This is a genomic window from Deltaproteobacteria bacterium (genome assembly GCA_020848905.1).
Lineage (GTDB): Bacteria > Myxococcota_A > Polyangia.
In genome coordinates, this window is record JADLHG010000003.1 from 1 (window position 1) to 18,318 (window position 18,318).

Sequence of the window (18,318 nt, forward strand, 5' to 3'; positions counted from 1 at the left end):
CGCTCCGACGGCAAGCGGCCGAACACGCCGTGCGCCTGCTACAACGTCTACTTCGAGCCCAAGTGCTGCGAGCAGGCGAACTGCATCCTCCCCGCGGGGACCGACGGGCAGCTCTGCGGCAAGAGCGCCGGGCAGCTCTGCGACTACTGCAACGCGCAGAAGCCCGAGTGCACGGGCACCGGGGCGAAGTGCTTGCCTCTGCCGGGGGGACAGACCATCTGCAGCCGGAGCTGCTCGAAGCAGAACCCCTGCCCCACGGGCTACGACTGCGTGCCGATCTTCAGCGGCGGCGCCTTCGGGAACGTCTGCATCCCGAAGGGCGGGACGTGTCCGCCCAAGGCGTAGTAGCACGCGCGCGGTGATACGATGGAGCGATGACGCGCGCTCCCTCGACCCGAGCTCTGCACCGCCCGCTAGCTGCCTCCCCCGATCGTCTCGACCGCCGCACCGCATCCCCGCGGGTCGTCGCGGCTCTAATCCTCCTCGGCTGCGGCCTGTCCGCGTCGAGCGCGCGCGCCGGCGGCTTCACCGTCACGACCTTCGGCACGCGACGCGGGGGGATGCAGGCGGTGATCGGCTGTCCCGACGACCTGAGCGCGGTCTTCCACAACCCGGCGGGCCTCGCGGATCAACCGGACAGGCAGGTCTACGCCTTCTTCGCCCCGACCTTCGTGAGTCACAGCTTCCGCGTCAAGGCGCTCGACCCCCAGCGCTACCCGGAGATCAACCCGAGCGGGTGCGGCGAGCCGGGAGCCGCCCCCTGCCCGTGGCCCATCGACGGCGAGGGCTACTACGCGGCGAAGATCTCGCCCGAGCGCTACTTCGGCCTGCTCCCCTACCTGGCGGCCAGCACCGACCTCGGCTTCCTCGGGCGCCGCGGCAAGGACGTGGTGGTGGCGCTCGCCCTCTACTCGCCGAACCTCTACGGCGCCGAGATGCCCGAGAGCGCGCCTACCGCGTACATGATCGTCGGCGGCGTCTTTCTCTCCATCGCGCCCACCCTGGCCGTCGGCTGGCGCGTCAACCGCTACCTCGCCCTCGGCGGCGCGCTCTCCTACAACTACCTCACGCTCTCGATGTCCCAGAAGCTGAGCTTCGCGGACGCGCTGACCCCCCAGGGGAGCCGCCCCGAAGGCCTCGCCGTCCTGGCCCAGCAGCTCCTCGGCGACCTGCGCATGGACTTCTCCGGCGTGGACCACGGCGTGGGCTGGAATCTCTCGGCGCTCGTCTCACCGTGGCCGTGGCTCTCCATCGGGCTCGGGTACGCCGGCGCGAAGAGTGCAACATTTGAAGGAAACGTAGAATTCAAGGCTCTCGGAAAGAACGTGAAGGACCAGGAGACCTTCCAGCGTCTCGTGACCTCCGTGGGGTACAAGCTACCCGAGCGGCTGGTGATCGAGATGCCCATCCCGCACAACCTGCAGGCCGGCCTGCACTTCCGGCTCGGGCGGCGCGTCGAGCTCGGCGTCGAGGCGCGCTTCTGGCTCTACCAGCTCTACGACAAGCAGGTGCTCCGTCCGATCTACAACCCGACCGCCGTCGGCAAGGAGCCGATGACCGAGGCCTCGCTCACGCGCGACAAGAAGTACAAGCTCAGCTATCAAGTCTCGGGGGGGATCGACGTGCGCCCCTTCAAGCGCCTGCCCGCGCTGGACCTGCTCGCCGGCCTCGGTTTCGACGCCTCGCCCATCCCTGACGAGACCTTCACCCTCGACAATCCGTCGAACTCCTACGTCAAGGTCACGGCCGGGGTGGTCTACAGGATGAGCCCCCGGTGGCGCTTCTCGGCCACCTACCTGCTCGGGCTCTATCTCCCGCGCGACGTGCGCAATAGCCAGACGCGGCCCCCCACGAACGCCCGTGGCGCGGGGATCACGCATTCACCCGCCCTGGACGTGACCGCGCGCTTCTGACCGACCGGTTGCCGGAGAGCGCCGACCACGACGGGCCCCGACTTAGGGGCACGAGCGCGGGCGGCAGTGGGCGCACGCGGAGGGCCGGGGTGGGTCGGTGCGGCGGGGAGGGGGTGGCTGTTGTTGTGTTTGTGTGTTCGTGCAAGGAGATCGATTGACCTCAGACCGGCGCTTCGCTGGTATTGGCCTTATTCATGATGGCATGCAAACGCAAGTCCTCCTCGGGAGATGACCGGACTTCGGGCACACGTACGTCGGCGGATTCGGCGAAGCAGCTCCCGTTGCCTCTGCGGGAGGCGACGGGGTGGGGTGGGAAACGCACGGGCGCGGGGCAGAAGAAACAGCCGGGGAGCGGGCTGCCCCCTCGGCCGCGCTCGCGACCGCCTCCGGCGAGGTGGGGCTGCCGAGAGCGCCGATCAGTTTGGCCGACCGAGTGAAATCGTCGAGGTGCGAGCAGCGCAAGGCGCGACGAGGGAGCATATCGGGAATATGTGACCGAGGAGCAACGCAGCGATGCGACGCAGATCGGCGATTTCACGACCGAGGTCAAGCCGGTCGGCGCTCTAGAGGCACATGACCGACTATCGTGGATCACGCCCCTGCCCTAGCGCTGCCGCGCGTGGAAGTGGAGCTCCGGCGCGGCGCCCTCGCTCACGGTGAAGTAGCCCTGCCCGTCCGCGGCGAAGCCCACGGCCTCCCCCTGGAGTTCGCGGAGCACGGGGACCGCGCAGGGCGGGCTCGCGAGCGCCTCGGCCACGCTCCGCCCCTTGGCCCGGCGAAAGAGCCAGAGCCGCGTGTAGCTCCGCACGAGCAGCTCCTCCCCCGACGGAGAGAGGTCGGCCCCGGTGGCGAGCGCGTCCCCGCCGAGCGCGGCGAGGTCCACCTCCGCCACCTGCTCTAGCTCGCGGCGCGTCCCGGCCGACAGGGGCGCCCTGGCCCGGTAGAGCGGCGAAGGCCCCTGGCTGCGCTTGGCCAGCACGTAGAGGTCGCCGCTCCCCGGATCCACGAACAGGCTCTCCGCGTTCGTGGCCTTGCCGGCCGGATAGGTGAACTCGAAGCGCTCGACGCCGCCGAGCGTCGTCACCTCGGGGATCGTCCCCACCTTCACCTCGGGCTCGGCCACGCGATAGACCACGACGTGCTCGCGCGCCTCCGCGTTGTCGCCGATGTCCCCGACGTAGAGGTACGAGCGCCCCGCCTCCGGTCCCGGCCCCGCGGCGAGATCCTCCCAGTCCACCGCCGTCGCCCCCTCGAGCGCGAAGGTGCCCTGGTGCACGCCGCTCGCGCTGACGGCGTAGAGGTTCGGTCCGTCCCCCGAGTCGTTGTGGAGCCAGAGCAGCCCCGGCGTGCGGCGGCTCGCCACCAGCCCTGACGCCTCGGTGAGCTGCGCCGCGCCGACGGTTCCGCTCACCCGGCCGGGATCGAAGCGCGGGCAGGCGGAAGCCGATGCGCCGTCGGGTGGGGCCAGGTCGAAACCGACCCGGGCGTCGACCGAGGCCGGACGTCCGTCCGCTCCCCCGTCGGAGGACGCGCTCCCCGGACCGCTGCAGCCCTTCGCGGCAGCCGCGGCGAGGAGCACCCCGAGCAGCCGTGCGGCGCGACGCAAGCGGTCGACCCGTTTCGCAGCCACACCCGGGCCCACCGTCAGGAGCGGAGCGCCAGCGCGAGGAAGCGGTCCAGCATCGCGTTCACCTGGTCGGGGACCTCGAGCTGGTGGAAGTGCCCCGCCCCGGTCGGCTGACCCCAGAGCCCGTGGGGTACGTGCTCGTGCCAGAGCGCCTCTGAGACGGCGTTCAGCCCCCGCAGGTAGAGCAGCGGGGCCGAGATGCGCGCGCAGGCTGCCGCGCTGTCGTAGGTGACGATCGCCTCGAGCGCCGGCAGCACCACCTCGCGCGGGACACTGCACATCTCGTTCAGGAGGCGCTCCCGACGAGCCGCGTCCTCGTACGGAAAGAAGCACTGCGCGTTGAAGGCGCGAAAGACCTCGACGTAGTTCGGCCCGGCGAGCGCCGCGAGGAGCTCCTTGAAGATGGGGCCCGTCTCCGCGCCGAGAAGGATCGGCGAATCCAGCAGCGCGGCGCCCACGACCCGCTCCGGATCGCGCGCCGCCACCTCGAGCGCCACCAGGCCGCCCATGCTGTGTCCCGCGACCACGACGCGCGGAAGCTCGAGCGCGTCGAGGAGGCGCAGCACGTCGTCGCCGAAGTCCCGGATGCGGTAGCTCGCGGCGGCGGAGCTCTCGCCGTGGCCGCGAAGGTCCACGCTCACCACGCGGTGCCGCCCGACGAAGCGCTCGGCCTGCGGCGCGAGGTACGAGCGATCGCACGCCAGTCCGTGGATCAGTACGAGCGCCGGATCGCCCGTGCCGCGGTCGTCGTAGGCCAGGGTCACTTCGGGCAGCGCGAGGGTCGGCATCGAGAGGTCTCCTATGAAGATCGAGGTAGCGGTCTACAATAAGCCCAGCTCGCCGCGCGCCACCCACCCCTCGAGGCCGTTGGCCAGGCGGATCTGCACGAAGCCGCCCTCCTCGACGAGAAAGCGCACCTTGAGCCCGGCGTGCAGGCTGAAGAGGTTACGCGTGCCCGGCGCGGGTCCCTCGCGCACGGACACCTGATCCGGCAGCACCACGGCGTGCCGCACGCTCCGGGCGGTGTGGAGTCTCCCGCCGCCGAGCACCGCGGTTCCGAGGAGGAGCAGGGCCACGAAGCTCGTCACCGCCACGGTCCCGGCGCGCGCGGCCCCGGGGGGGAGCCGGCCGAGCAGCGCGAAGAGGCCGAAGAGGAGCCACCAGAGACCGACGAAGCCGACCGTCCAGCCACGCAGCGAGAGGAGCTTCACCGCGCGCTCCCAGCCCGTCTCGCTGGCCACGCCCCGGAGGACGTCCTTCACCCGGGCCTGCGCCTGGGCCTGCGCCGTAGCGAGGTTGTGCCGCGCGTCCTCCGCCGCGGGGTCGAGGGCCAGGGTACGCTCGAAGTAGTAGACCGCCGAGCCGAGCTTCCCGAGGCGGTAGTAGGCCACGCCGAGGTTGTAGAAGAGGTCCGCGTGGTGCACGGGCACCGCGACGAGCCGTTCGAGCCCCTGCACCGCCGCCGGGTAGCGTCCGGCGTAGAAGTGCGCGAGCGCGGCACCGTAGGCCTCCTGCACCGTCTCCGCCCGCGCGGGCACGGGGTCCGCTCCGAAGAGGCAGAGCCCGAGCAAGAGCGCGATGGGCCAGGATCGGCGCGGCATCAGGCCCCCCTCCGCCGTAGGGCCCGCGCCAGCTCCGAGACGAGTCGCCGCGTGCGGGCCACCGCCTCCGAGAGCGCCGGCCCCGAGGCCGCCGAGGGGGCAAAGCGCCCGAAGTCGCAGTTGTCGAGCTCCTCGAGCACTCCGCGCGCGAGCGCCGCGTCGAGCCCGGCCCCCTCCAGCACCTGACCGAGCTCGTCGCGCGTGAGCCCCTCCACTGCCTGACCGAGAAAGAGCCGGAGCTGCTCCTTCAACGCCGCCGCGAGCTCGCCGAAAAAGGCACCGCGCTCCCCGCTCGTCTCGAGCGCGACGGCGCGTTCCAGGTGCTCGCGCACCCGGCGCGTCACCGCGCGGTGGGTCGCCGCGGCCGAGGGCCGGCTCAGGCGGGCCTTGAGGCGTGCGCCCCCCGTCAGGCCGAAGAAGAGCGCCGCGGGAAAGAGCACGAGCCAGGGGGTGATCCCCTTGAGCGGCGAGAAGGGGGTCTCGTGCGCGATCGGGCGCGGCGGGCGCGGCGGACGGATGTCCCGTTCGAGCACGTTCCGCTCCGCGCGGCCTCGGGTGGGCCCGTCCTTCTCCACCTGCCCCGTCACCGTGAGCGTGAGCCCCGCCGCCTGCGCCGTGCGGTACTTCCCCGCCTCCGGGTCGAAGTAGGGCAGGCTCAGCGCGGGCAACCGCAGACGACCGGCGCGCGTGGGCAGGAGCAGATACTCGACGAGCTTCTCTCCCGACACGCCCCCCGACAGCTCGAGCCGTTCGCTCACCTTGGGTTCGTAGACCTTGAAGCCGTCCACCGCGGGTAGGACCGGCACCTTGAGCTGGCGCAGGTTCCCCCGCCCGCGGATCACCAGCTTCAGCGTGACCGCGTCGCCCCCTTTGACGCTCTCGCGATCGAGGGAGGCCGAGAGCTCGTACTGCCCCACGTTCTGGTTCGAGAAGCCGGGGGGCTGATTCGCCGTCGGCAGCGGCAGCACCTCCACGGTCAGCTCCGGGCTCTGCCGCTCCGAGGCCGAGGAGGTGAAGTCGTTCAGCGTCCGCACCTGCGCCGCCATCGGCCCCACGATCAACTTGCCCGCGCGCTGCGGAAAGAGCGCCTTCCGACCGAGGAGCGCGGCGTAGTACACGCGCCCGGCCACCTCCGTGCGCTCGAACTGCAGCCGCTGCGGGGACTCGAGGTCCTCGACCCAGAAACCGTCCGTCGTGGGCTGCTTGGTGGACTGAAAGCCGAGCACGTCGGTCTGGGTGAAGAGCCGCCACTCGGCCACGACCTGTTGCCCGACGTAGACCTTCTTCGGCGCCGCGCCTCCGTGCAGAAAGAGCGTCTCGAGCTCGCGCGCCCCCGGTGCCGCGGGAGCCGCGGGGCCCCCCGCAAGCGGGGCCTGGCCCGGCGCCTGCGCCCCCCCAGGGAGCTTCCCCTTGCGCACGTCCAGCGTGACCGTCGCCGAGCGGAAGGTGCGCCCACCCACCTGCACCGCCGCGGGCCCGATGGTCAGCTTCCCCTCGCGCAGCGGCATCACGTTGTAGACGTGCGTCTCGCGCCGCCGCACCTGCCAGTTGATGATCTCCACGTTCTGCGAGGTCATCCCGCCCCCCGCCTCGCGGAACCCCTGCAGCTGCGGCGGGAAGTAGCGGTCGTAGCCTCCGCGCCCCGTCACGCTCAGCTCCACCGTCACCTGCACCACCTCCCCCACCTGCACGAGGTGCTTGTCCACCTCCAGCCGCACGCTGTGCTGCGCCTGCGCGAGGAGCGGCCAGAAGGCCGAGAGGACGAGCAGCAGGGTGGGCAGACACCGCAGCGCCCAACGCAGCCCGGCGGGATGGATCGCGGCCCAGTTGACCATGTGTAGGGCTCGTGACAGCACAACTCGAACGCTGACGTCGCCGATCCATCCCGACTGCCGGCGTTGCGCCTCCTCGAAGTACCGACCAGTACGACTTCGTCGGCGCGCCTTGCCATCCGGGCGCCTCGACAACCTCAATCGCTTGACTTGTTCTATCACGAGCCCTTACCAGTCCTTCTCGGGGCGGCGGTAGTTCGGCGGGAGCATCATGCGCGCCCGATTCCGCTGCAGCTTCTTGTCCGAGCGGTCGAGGGCATCCAGCACGCGATCCACCTCCGGCTGCCCCTCGGGCTTCTTGGGCTCGCCCTTGCCGCCCCCCTGCGGCTTCGGCTGGGGCCGCTCCTTCGGCGGTTCCTTCTTCGGCTCCGGCTTCTTGCCGTCGGGCTGATCCTTCTTCGGTTCGGGCTTCTGCTGCTTCTGCGGGTCCTGGTCCTTGCCTTGCTGCTTTTGCTTGTCTTGCTGGTCTTGTTGCTTTTTCTGGTCTTCTGGCTTTTTCTGGTCCTGCTTCTTCTTCTCCTCGTCCTTCTTCTTCTGCTCTTCCTTCTTCTTCTCGTCCTGGATCCGCCGGAGCGCGAGCTCCAGGTTCCACTTGGCGGCGTCGTGCCGGGGCCGCAGGGCCAGCGTCCGCCGGTAGGCCTCCACCGCCTCCTTGTACTTCTTCAGCTGGAAGAGCGCGTTGCCGAGGCCGTAGAAGCTCCTCGCCCTCAGGTCCACGTTCCCCGTCGCCGCTCCCTGCGTCAGCGCTTGCCGCGCCTCCTCGTGTCGGCCGAGCTGGTAGAGGGCGAGGCCCCGGTTGTAGTGCACCCCCGCCTCGTCGGGCAGCTGGCGCGCGGCCTGGCCGTACTGCTCGAGCGCCTCCTTGGCCTTCCCGGCGCCGAGCTGCGCGTTCCCCTCCTCCACGGCAGAGTTGGTGGTGCGGAAGGGCTCCCACGCCGCGAGCCACGGTACACAGGCGAGAAGCAGGACCCTCGCACGGGTCGAGAGCGACGGTCGCGCCTTCATGCGTGCACCTCGGGGGCCGTAACGCGCCGGCGGCGGTCCGAGAGCAGGAGCTCCAGAATCAGGCAGAGCAGCGCGGGGAAGAGGAACCACGGATACACCTCGTCGTAGTGCTTCACCAGCCGGGACTTGATCTCCGAGCGGGTCAGCTTCTCCAGCTCGGCGAGAATCGGCTCCACCGCGAAGTGCCGCGGGTCCATCTCGATGTACCGCCCGCGCGTGTGCTTGGCCACCTCGGCGAGCGTCCGGTCCTCGAGCCGCGAGGTCACGGGGCGCCCCCCCGGCCCTTGCAGGTAGCCCGAGATCGTCCCGTCCTCGTTGAGCTGCGGGATCGGCTCCCCCGAGCGGGACCCGATCCCCACCGTATAGACTCGGATCCCGAGGCGGCCCGCCTCCTTCGCGGCCTCGAGCGGCTCGCTCTCGTGGTCCTCTCCGTCGGTGAGGAGCAGGATCACCTGCGAGCGCGGCGGCCCCTTGCCCCGCACCGCGGTGAGCAGGCGCGTGCCGGCCACGATGGCCTTGCCTATCGCCGTCCCGCCCACCGGCATGTCGAGCGGGGTCATGTCCCGCCAGAAGAGCTTGGCCGCGGCGTAGTCGGTGGTCAGCGGGTAGCTCAGCGTCTCCCCGGCGAAGGCCACGAGCCCGAGGCGGTCCCCCTTCAGCCCGTCGATGAGGCGCACGAGCTCGGCCTTCGCGCGCTCGATGCGGCTCGGATAGGCGTCGCGCGCCAGCATGCTCTTCGAGAAGTCGAGCGCCACCACGAGGTCGATGCCGACCGCCGGCGCCAGGCTCGTGCGCTCCCCCGCCTGCGGCCGCGCGAGCGTCAGGATGACCAGCCCCAGGCCGAGGACCAGCAGGATCGCCTTCGCGAGCCTCCGTCCGGGGCTGACCGAGGCCGCGAGCCGCGCCACCTGGGCCAGGTTCCCCAGGCTCGCCAGCGTCCGCCGCCGCCAGCCGTAGCGGAGCGCGAGCCCCACGATGAGGGCGGGCAGAAGCGCGAGAAGCCAGAGCAGCTCGGGGTTCGCGAAGCGCATGGGGCCTCAGGGAAAGCGCCGCAGGCGCGTGAGCACGAGCAGCGCCTCGAGCAGGAGCAGCCCGAGGCCCGTCGCGGCGAAGGGGCGGTGCGCGTCGGCGTAGACCGCGGCCACCTCCCGGCGCGTGCTCTTGTCCAGCTCGCGCAGGATCTGCTCGAACTTCTCCTCGAGCCCCTGCCGGTCGGTGGCAAGGTAGGCCTTCCCTCCCGTCTGCGCGGCGATCTCCTCGAGGAGCTTCGGGTTGACCGGGAACTGGCGCCCCCCCTGCACCGCCCGCCCGAAGGCGTCGCGCACCACCTGCTCCCCTTGCGCCCCCATCAGGATGGTGAAGACCTTCACCTTCATGGCCTGGGCGTAGCGCGCGGCCTGGCTCGGCGCCACGTTGCCGGCGTTGCTGTCTCCGTCGGTGAGCAGGATGATTACCTTGCTCTTGGCGTCGCTCGCCCGAAGGCGCGCGAGCCCCACCCCGAGCGCGTTGCCGATGGCCGTGGCCGAGCCGTCGATCAGGTCGAAGTGCAGGTCGCCGAGGAGCTCGCGCAGCACGCCGTAGTCGAGGGTGAGTGGGCAGTGCGTGAAGGCCTCGCGCCCGAAGATCACGAGCCCCATGCGGTCCCCGCGCCGCCGCAGGATGAAGTCGTCGAGCACCTTCTTCGCCGCCTCGAGACGATTCGGCACCAGGTCCGTGGCCTCCATGCTCTTCGACAGATCGAGCGCCACCACGATGTCGATCCCTTGCACCTCGACGCGCCCGCCGCGGTCCCGCGTCTGCGGCCGCGCGCACGCGACGACGAGGAGCGCCACGGCCACGAGGCGCAGCACCTGCGGCAAGGCCACGAGCCGGGCGAAGAACCCCTGCCGGAGCCGCGAGAGCGCCGCCGTGCTGGAGTACGCGAGCGCGGCGCGTCCGCGGCTCTTCCAGACGAACTCGGCGAGATAGAGGAGCGGCAGCGCGAGGAGGCCGAGGAGCACGAGCGGGTACTTGAAGGCCACCTGACCGGCGTTCGCGAGATCCCAGACGAGGTACCCCGCCACCGGGAGGCCCACCAACGCGAGCAGGCCCACGGGCCCGGCCGAGCGCCGTCGCACCGCGGACCTCGCCGCGGCGGGGGGTGGAGCCGCTGCGCTACTGGGGGGCATGCGGGGCCTCGGGCGGGCTAGCCATCACGGGGGTCGTCTCGCGCACGATCGTCTCGGCCTCGGCCTTCGCGGCGCGGGCCACCTCGACCTCGGGGCGGTGCTTGGCGAACTTCACCAGATCGCACTCGGTGAAGTAGGAGAGGAGCTTCTGCTCGGTGCCGCTCTTGACGCGCCGCCGGGCGAGCCACTCGGCGATCTCGGTGGTGGTCATCTCCAGCGCGTCGAAGCCCCACCGCGCGCCGACGTACGCGCGCAGGATCTCGGAGAAGCGCAGGTAGAGCTCCTTGTGCGCGTCGCGGGCGAGGTAGGCCTCCACGTCCAGCGCGGCGAGGGCCGCCAGCGCCGTCCGCTCGGCGGGGATGGGCGGCGGCGGGGGCCTGTGCCTCTCCCTCCGCGCGCGCACGTAGCGCGCCACGAGCAGCGTCAGGAGCGCCACGACCAGCGCCGCGCCGAGGGCGATGAGGCCCCCGATGAGCCACCAGTTGCGCTGGAAGACCTGCACCGGCGGCTCGAGCCCCTTCAGCTTGGGGTTCGGCTCGTTGCCCATCCCGCTCCGCACGCGGATCGGCAGCGCCTCCGTCTTGAGCGAGAGGATCTCCCCCTTTGGGCCGAGCGCGTTCACCTCGATGGGCGGCAGCGTCACCTCCCCGAGGTTGTAGGCCGCCACCTCGAGCGCGAAGGTCTGCTCCACCTCGGGGAGCCCCCCCGACGGCGGAAGCTCGCGCTGGGTCTCCTTGCGCGAGAGCTCGGTGAAGTCCCCGAGCTCGAGGCGCAGAGGGAGCGTGACCGTCACCCCCTTCGGCTGGCGCACGACGATCGTCACGCGCACCGGGTCGCCGAGCCGCACCACCGCGGGTTCGACGCGGGCGGTGAGCTTCGGCGCCCAGGCGGGCAGGACCACCCCCGCGTCACCCGCCGGCTGCGACGCGGGCTCGCTCGTGGGTTCGCTCGTCGGCGCGCCCGCGGGGTCGTTCGTCGGCGCGCTCGTGGGCTGGCTGGACGCCGCCCCTCCATCGACCCCGGCCAAAGCCCCACGCGAGAGGGCGAGGCCGACGAGCAGGAGCCCGTATGCGCCGTAGCTCCTCATCCGTGCGCCAGCCGCTTTTCGCGCGCCCGGAAGAACTGCACCAGCGCCTCGACGTAGGGTTCGTCCGTCCGCAGATTGATGAAGTCGATCTTCAGCTTGCGGAAGAAGGCCTCTCGCACCTCCTTCGCGCGGCGCACGAGCTGGGCGAAGGCCGCCCCCTCGGGCCCGGCGGCGTCGAAGGAGAGCTGCTCCCCGGTCTCGAAGTCGAGGAGCTCCACGATCCCGAGCGCCGGTAGCGCCTCCTCGAGCGGATCGGTGATCGTGACCGGGATCAGGTCGTGCTTGCGCCGCACCACCTTCAGCGCGTGCTCGAGCCGGCGCGGCAGCCCGTAGCTCCGCGGGTCGAGCGTCCCCTCGGGCGCCTCCCCGAGAAAGTCCGTCAAGAGGAACGCCACGCTCTTGCGCTTGGTGACGCGGCCGAGAAACTCGAGCCCGCAGGCCACATCGGTGCGACGGCTCTCGGGGCGAAAGGTCAGGATCTCGCTCACCACCCGCAGGACGTGCTTCTTGCCCTTCTTGGGCGGTACGAACTTCTCCACCCGGTCGGTGAAGACGATGAGCCCCACGCGGTCGTTGTTCTTGATCGCCGAGAAGGCCACGACGGCCGCCATCTCGGCGGCAATCTCGCGCTTGGTCTGGCTGTGCGTGCCGAAGAGCCCCGAGGCGCTCATGTCCACGAGCAACATGACCGTCAGCTCGCGCTCCTCGACGAAGAGCTTGACGAAGACGTCGTTCATGCGCGCCGAGACGTTCCAGTCGATGAGGCGGATGTCGTCGCCCGGCTGGTACTGACGCACCTCCTCGAAGGCCATCCCGCGCCCCTTGAAGACGCTGTGGTAGTGCCCGGCGAGCTGATCGTTGACCAGCCGGTTGGTGTAGATCTCGATACGCCGGATCTTCTTGATCAGCTCGCGGGCGAACACCGCTCGTCCCCTCGAAGCGCGCGCTCCGGGTTAGGGCCGCTAGGGCACTTCGATCTGCTCGAAGAGCTTGCGAATCAGGTCCTCGGTGGTGATCTCCTCGGCCTCCGCCTCGTAGGTCAGGATCACGCGGTGCCGGAGCACGTCCGGGCCCACCGCCTTCACGTCCTCGGGGGTGACGAAGCCGCGCCGCTTGATGAACGCGTGGGCCCGCGCGGCCAGGTTCAGGTAGATCGAGGCCCGCGGGCTCGCGCCGTACTCGATGAAGTCCGCCAGCCCCTTCAGGCCGTGCTTCTCCGGCCAGCGCGTGGCCGAAACCACGTCCACGATGTAGTCGCGCACCTTCTCGTCCACGTAGACCTGGTTCACGACCCCGCGCGCCCGCACGAGCTCCTCGGGCCCGATGACCTTGTCGGCCGTCGGATTCACCCCCGAGGTCATGCGGTCCATGATCAGGCGCTCCTCCTCGCGGGTCGGGTAGCTGACCTTGATCATCAGCATGAAGCGGTCGAGCTGCGCCTCGGGGAGGGGATAGGTCCCCTCGTGCTCGATCGGGTTCTGCGTGGCCATGACCATGAAGGGGGACGGGAGCGGATAGGTCGTGTCGCCGATCGTGACCTGCCGCTCCTGCATCGCCTCGAGGAGCGCGCTCTGCACCTTGGCCGGCGCGCGGTTGATCTCGTCGGCCAGCACGAGGTTGGCGAAGATCGGCCCCTGCTTGGCCGAGAACTGCCCGCTGTGCGGGTTGTAGATGATCGTGCCGATGATGTCGGCCGGCAGCAGGTCGGGGGTGAACTGCACGCGCGAGAAAGCGAACTGCAGCGTGTCGCTCACGGTCTTGACGGCCAGGGTCTTCGCCAGCCCCGGCACCCCCTCGAGCAGCACGTGCCCGCCGGTGAGCAGCCCGATCAGGATCCGCTCCACCATGTGCTTCTGCCCGACGATGACCTTGGCCACCTCGCTGCCGAGGCGCTCCACGAAGGCGCTCTCGGCCATCACCATCTCGTTAATGACGCGAACCTCGGAATGCATGCGTAGATCCTCGACCGCGAGCTCACGCGCAGCCCGCTCGCCGGGCGACGCATCCGTCCGGTGCAGGGGCCGCAATCTCTTTGAATCGTTAAGGGCCCGACACGGAATAATCCGCTCATTGTGGCGGCCGATCCATCGCGGCCAGCGTCGTTGCTCGTCGGTTGCTTACCGACGGGTAGGCGCCCTCCTCGCGCCTCGCTGGCCGCGCGCCTCGACCACCACAACCCGATCGGCCTATTCCGTGTCGGGCCCTTGGGACCCCTCACGATGCGGGGCCCCGGGGCGGGCGCTTTCTAGCACGCTCGTCCCGCGGTGAGAACCCCTTCGCCCGGCCGAGCATTCCCGCGGCCAGGGGGTGTCCCTACCGCCGCGCGGCGAGGGGCGCGGGGCGAACCGGGGCGGGAGGGGCGCCGGGGCGCAGGGCCTGGGTCAGCGCCTCGAGGGCCGCCTGCTTCCAGCCGAGCAGCGTGGCGCGCGGGAGGCGGTACTTGCGGATCGCGTCGGAGAGGGTGAGTTCCTCGGTCGCGAGGCGCACGGCCACCTTCTCCTTCAGCTCCGGGGTCCAGGCCCGCACGGGCTGGTCGTTGCGCGGCGGCTCGGCCATGAGCTGCGCCAGGACCGCCTCGGGGAGCATCGCGCGCGGCACCGCAACGGTCCCGCCGTACTCGCGAAAGAAGTCGTCGTACATGTGGAAGTGCCCCTGGTCGCCGGCGTCGGCGCCCCAGCTGTTGTCCACCTTCCACTTGCGCACGCTCCCCGGCTCGGCCCCCGGGTCATAGCCGGTGATCACCATGGCGTGGTTCACCGGGGCGAAGCCCGCCCGCATCCGCTCGGCCCTCGCCAGCGGCGCCTCGGGCACGTAGGGGGCGTAACGGAAGGCCTCGAGGCTCAGGATCCCGAGCGCCCCACGCGGCACGTTCTTGTCGGGCACCACGTGCGGGTTGCCGGGGCTCACGTTGGCCGAAAAACAGATCGCCTCACCCCGACGGAGCGTGGCCACCATGGCGTCCCGCACGACGTTCTCCGCCACGTTGCAGACGTCGAACTGCGTCGCACCTTCGGCGACGGTGTACCGGTAACGCGCCCCCTGCTCCAGCGCGGGATTGCTCGAGAGCATGACGTAGTCCAGGTCCTGCGGGCCGAGCCCGAGCCCCTGGCTCACGAAGCTTTGCGGCGTGTAGCGGCGTCCCTTGTAGACGAACTCCTCGGGCGGGACGCCGATGGTCGTGCGGAGGAACTCGTCGATGCGTGCCTCGTACTCGCGCAGCACCGCGAGCCGCGCGCGCGACTTGTCGGCGCGGTCGCTCCCGTTGATCGCCGCCACGTCGCGGTAGGCCGCGGAGATGATCCGCTTGAGCTGGAGCAGCACGACGCCGGAGTCCACCCCCGACCGCTCCCCGTCGCGCGTGGTCGGCATGGCCTGCTCGGGGACGAGCCCGTACTTGCGCACGAGGTCCACGGCCAACGGGTACCAGCCCCCCTCGCCGAGGTTCTCCGCGGCGTACCCGAGGTCCGGGTGTCCCTCGCGCACGGCGACTCGCGCGAGCATCCGACGCCCCTTGGACCGGAGCGCGTAGTAGTTGAGGAACGACGGGCTGAGCGCCGGGGGGGGTTCCCCGCCCCGCGCGGCCACCTTGCTCCGCAGCACGTGCTCCATCGCGAAGAGCCAGCACCGCCCGCTCTGCTGCTGATCTCCGACGACGTGCGGCCGGCGCTCGAGCGGGATCTCGCACCCGTAGGCTGTCCGGTGCTGGGCCACGAACTCGCGCCGCAGCGCCACGGGCTTCAGGCCGTAGCGCTGGATCAGGCGCTCCTTCGCCGCCGCGGGGAGCGCCGCGCGCGCCGCGTCGTTCTCGGGGATGGCGGGCGCGGCCGGCTCGCGTGCGAGCGCGGGCAGCGCGACGAAGCCGAGGAGCAGAAAGGGAAGGAGCCGGAGCGTGGCGCGCGTCATCGCCGCACCCCCTGCGCCGGAGGCACCCCGGGGAGGCGTTCGAGAGCCGCGCGTACGGCAGCGCGACCCGCCGCGAGCCATCCATCGATCACGCCCACCTCGAGGCCCGTGACCTCGGCGGCAGTGCGCACCGTGACCGTGCCGTCCAGAAGCCGCAGCACGAGCTGCGAGCGCTCTTCCGCGCTCCACGCCTCCGCGGGACGCGCGGGTCCAGGGTTGGGCGCCGCCGCGGCGTTCCACTCGGCGAGCAGCCGGTCGGGCACCACCGCCCGCGGCACGGCCACGCGCCCGCCGTAGCGCGCGAGGAAGTCGCGATAGAGGTGAAACACACCCTCGTCCCCGACCGCGGGGCCGAGCCCGGCGACCGCCTTCCACTTGCGCACGCGAGGGCCGCCCGGCTCCAGGTCGTAGCCGGTGATGGCCACAGCCCGCCTCGCCGGCAGCACGCCGGCGCGCCGCTCGTCCTCGGCGGCAAAGGGGGGCACCGGGACGATCCGATCGTAGCGAAAGGCCCCCGGGCTCAGGATGCCGCGAGCCGCGCGCGGGGTCCCTTCTCCGTCGGCCACGCGCGCGGGAGAGCCGCCGTCCAGGTTCGCCATGAGGTAGACCGCCTGCCCGGTATGCAGCGTGGCCTTCATCAGCTCCTCGAGCGTCTCCATCGTGACGTTGTAGATCGGCTGCTTGCCGAGCCGGTACGGACGCCCCGCGCGACGGGTCGTGTCGCACGAGAGCGAGACGTACTCGAAGTCGTCGTCCGCGAGCCCCAGCACCTCGCGGGCGTAGCTCTGGGGCGTGTGCAGCTGCCCACCCACCGCAAACCGCGCCGGAGGACGCCCGAGCACGGTGTCCAGCACGCCGTCCACGGCGCGGAGCGCCTGCACGCTCACGCGCTTCTTCTCGGCCGTGCGCGCGGCCTTGGTCGCGTCGTCGGCGCCGGGCATCCGTTCGTTGATCGCCTCGAGCTCCAGCACCGCCCGCACCAGCACGCGCCCGATCCGGTCGTGCAGGATGCCGAGGTGCCCGTCCGTCGCGTTCGTGCGGCCGTCCACCGTGAGGGGCATGGCCCGCGCCGGCACGATCCCCGCGGCCTTGATGAGCCGGCTCGCGTCGCCGAAGGTCCCACCCCCCACCTCCAGGTTCCTCGACACGAAGCCCAGGTTGATCCGCCCGTCCACCGCCATGGCGTCGGAGAGGATCCCGCTCGCCCGTCGGTGCAGCAGCTGATAGGTGAGAAAGGCCACCGAGAGCGGCTCGGGCGCCTGGTTGCGGCGCACCATCGCCTTGCTGGAAAAAACCGTGAGCGCCGCGCAGGCCCACGAGCGGTCGCCGCGCCCTTCGTCGGTCACGGCCGGCCGCACGCGCTCGAACGGGATCTGAAAGGTGTAGTTGCGATGGTGCTGCTGCACGAAGGCCGGGTCCAGCGCCGCCTCGCGCAGTCCGCGGGCCTGCACCTGCGCGCGCTGCTGGTCGGTGAGCCGCACGATGTTCGGCTCGGGCAGAGGCTGGCGCGCCCAGGCCGCCTGCGCGTCCACCAGTCCACAGATGAGGAGGAGGGCAAAAACAAAGCGTCGCGCTACAGGCATCGTCCTCGGAGATAAACAACTCCCGTGCCACGCCGGATCGCGAAAATGCTGTGGGGTTTCAGGGGCGTGGTCGAACCGGGGCTCCCGATTTCGGGCGGATGGAAAAGGGGTCTTCGAATTCCGGCGAGGGGGTGGCTCGGCGAGCCGCCCCGCGCGCTACTCGGCTCCGGCGAGCTGTCCGGCCGAGCGCAGCACGAAGGGATAGGTCACGTCCACGAGCCCTCCGCCCTGCGGAGCCGGAAACTCCCAGCGCCGCACCGCCTGCGTCACGCACCCCTCCACCGGTCGACTCTGGAGCTCGCTCTCCGCCACGTTCGCGAAGGCCACGCGCCCGTTGCCCTGAATCACGAAGCGCACCACCAGGCGGCCCCCGAGGCGCGGGTTGGCCTGGAGCTCCCTCTGGTAGCAGAAGCTGATCTCGTTCCGGTGCTGCTTCACGACGCGACGGATGATCTCCTTGCTCAGGCCGCCCTTGTGCACCACCTCGCCGCCGCCGACGTGGATGCGCGCGGCCTTGGGCGGAGGAAGACTCGCCCTGTGCCCGGGGCCCCACTTGTCGCCCGAGCCCGGACCCTTGAGCGGCCCGATGCGCCCGAGGTCCCCCTTGCCCACTCCCACGAACCCGCACTTCGCCGGGTCGCCGCCCTCGCAGCCGCCGCCGCGCCCCGGTCCCGACAGGGAGAGCCCGCCCACGCCGTAGTCCTCGCCCACCTGATTGCCGACGAGCCCGCCGAGCGCCTGCTCCGCCTCGTCCCCGAGCGCGCGCTTCGTCGGATCGAGGAGCAGCGCGAGCGTGCGGCTCGAGCGCAGCGCGGCCAGCGCCCCCGTGTTCTGCACGTCCATCGCCCCCGCGGGCTGGAAGCGGTCGTCGCTCCCCTTCACCGCGGCGCGCTTACCCGTGCGCGGTGCGTCCTTCTTGCCCATCCGTCCGGCCGGCCCGGGGGCCGCGCGTCCACCGCCACCCCCCTCGGTGGCCCTGAGCAGCCAGGCCGGGAGGCGATCCTTGTCCTCCTTGGCCAGCGTGAGGAGCGGGATGAAGCGCGGGTTCACGGCGAAGCTCCCGGTCGTCAGCGCCATACCGTCGGGCGGGATGGCCGCCACGAGCAGCAGCACCAGCGCGTGCAGCCCGAACGATACGAGCGTCCCGCGATGGGCCCGCAGGTCCCAGCCCACGGCCGGACGCCGCACGCTCTCGGGGCGCTCGCCGTAGAAGAGCTGCAGGCGCACCGCACCGAGCTCGAGCTCGGCCCGCTCTCCGTCGGAAAGCGACGCGCGCTCGCCCCCCGACAAGACGCGCGCCGGGGCGCCGCTCTCGTCGCTCGCGTGTAGGACCAGCCTCCCTCCCGGCGGGACGGAGAGGAGGCACCCGCCCGCCTCGTGCTCCACCAGCGCCTGCGTCTGCGCGAGCAGCGCCTCCGGCAGCACGAGCGCGCAGCCCGCCTCGGGGCCGGCCTCGATCCCCTCCCCCGCCTCGAGCTGTCGATGCCAGAGGATCTGCTCCTCCCACCGCGCCACCACGTTGAGCACACGTCGGCCTTCGGAACGCATGGTTCGCCCTGACCTCCCTTGGTCTGTGAGGAACACGATTCGAACGGTCCG

15 protein-coding genes are annotated in these 18,318 nt (G+C 71.2%); 2 read left to right on the top strand and 13 right to left on the bottom strand.

Annotated elements, in window-relative coordinates; translation table 11 throughout:
• Positions 1-345: hypothetical protein (locus IT371_00280; protein ID MCC6746058.1), on the top strand; the 345-nt coding region annotated here is incomplete at its 5' end.
• A 29-nt stretch (positions 346-374) separates the two neighbouring features.
• Positions 375-1,913 (top strand): outer membrane protein transport protein, encoded by a 1,539-nt coding sequence (locus IT371_00285; GenBank protein MCC6746059.1) that lies wholly within the window; start codon positions 375-377, stop codon positions 1,911-1,913.
• A gap of 604 nt (positions 1,914-2,517) precedes the next feature.
• Here the strand turns inward: IT371_00285 and IT371_00290 are convergent.
• From IT371_00290 to IT371_00350, 13 genes are all read right to left on the bottom strand, one after another.
• Positions 2,518-3,543, bottom strand: a complete 1,026-nt coding sequence (locus IT371_00290) for a PE-PGRS family protein (GenBank protein MCC6746060.1) — start codon at positions 3,541-3,543, stop codon at positions 2,518-2,520.
• A 14-nt stretch (positions 3,544-3,557) separates the two neighbouring features.
• Entirely contained in the window at positions 3,558-4,328 is a 771-nt protein-coding gene (locus IT371_00295; GenBank protein MCC6746061.1) for an alpha/beta hydrolase, read from the bottom strand.
• Positions 4,329-4,361: 33 nt separating this feature from the next.
• The gene (locus IT371_00300) at positions 4,362-5,141 is read right to left on the bottom strand and encodes a tetratricopeptide repeat protein (protein MCC6746062.1); all 780 of its coding nucleotides are present in this window, start codon (positions 5,139-5,141) and stop codon (positions 4,362-4,364) included.
• Positions 5,141-6,976: a protein BatD gene (locus IT371_00305; protein ID MCC6746063.1), complete on the bottom strand. Its 1,836-nt coding sequence runs from the start codon at positions 6,974-6,976 to the stop codon at positions 5,141-5,143. The genes IT371_00300 and IT371_00305 overlap by 1 nt, the downstream gene beginning before the upstream one ends.
• Before the next feature lie 165 nt (positions 6,977-7,141).
• Positions 7,142-7,978 carry a tetratricopeptide repeat protein gene (locus tag IT371_00310; protein ID MCC6746064.1) on the bottom strand — a complete coding sequence of 279 codons (837 nt, stop codon included), beginning with the start codon at positions 7,976-7,978 and terminating at the stop codon, positions 7,142-7,144.
• A complete protein-coding gene (locus IT371_00315; protein ID MCC6746065.1) occupies positions 7,975-9,009 on the bottom strand; it encodes a VWA domain-containing protein in 1,035 nt (344 codons plus the stop codon). Before IT371_00315 ends, IT371_00310 begins: the two co-directional genes overlap by 4 nt.
• Before the next feature lie 6 nt (positions 9,010-9,015).
• Positions 9,016-10,095, bottom strand: a complete 1,080-nt coding sequence (locus IT371_00320; GenBank protein ID MCC6746066.1) for a VWA domain-containing protein — start codon at positions 10,093-10,095, stop codon at positions 9,016-9,018.
• Between the two features lie 37 nt (positions 10,096-10,132).
• On the bottom strand, positions 10,133-11,233 hold the full coding sequence (locus IT371_00325) for a hypothetical protein (protein ID MCC6746067.1): 1,101 nt from the start codon (positions 11,231-11,233) through the stop codon (positions 10,133-10,135).
• Positions 11,230-12,156 (bottom strand): DUF58 domain-containing protein, encoded by a 927-nt coding sequence (locus IT371_00330; GenBank protein ID MCC6746068.1) that lies wholly within the window; start codon positions 12,154-12,156, stop codon positions 11,230-11,232. The genes IT371_00325 and IT371_00330 overlap by 4 nt, the downstream gene beginning before the upstream one ends.
• 39 nt (positions 12,157-12,195) lie before the next feature.
• Positions 12,196-13,185: a MoxR family ATPase gene (locus tag IT371_00335; GenBank protein ID MCC6746069.1), complete on the bottom strand. Its 990-nt coding sequence runs from the start codon at positions 13,183-13,185 to the stop codon at positions 12,196-12,198.
• Between the two features lie 361 nt (positions 13,186-13,546).
• The gene (locus IT371_00340) at positions 13,547-15,136 is read right to left on the bottom strand and encodes a hypothetical protein (GenBank protein MCC6746070.1); all 1,590 of its coding nucleotides are present in this window, start codon (positions 15,134-15,136) and stop codon (positions 13,547-13,549) included.
• Positions 15,133-16,719, bottom strand: a complete 1,587-nt coding sequence (locus IT371_00345) for a hypothetical protein (protein MCC6746071.1) — start codon at positions 16,717-16,719, stop codon at positions 15,133-15,135. The genes IT371_00340 and IT371_00345 overlap by 4 nt, the downstream gene beginning before the upstream one ends.
• A 156-nt stretch (positions 16,720-16,875) precedes the next feature.
• Complete coding sequence (locus IT371_00350; protein ID MCC6746072.1) at positions 16,876-18,267, bottom strand: AgmX/PglI C-terminal domain-containing protein; 1,392 nt, start codon at positions 18,265-18,267, stop codon at positions 16,876-16,878.
• Positions 18,268-18,318 lie beyond the last annotated feature (51 nt).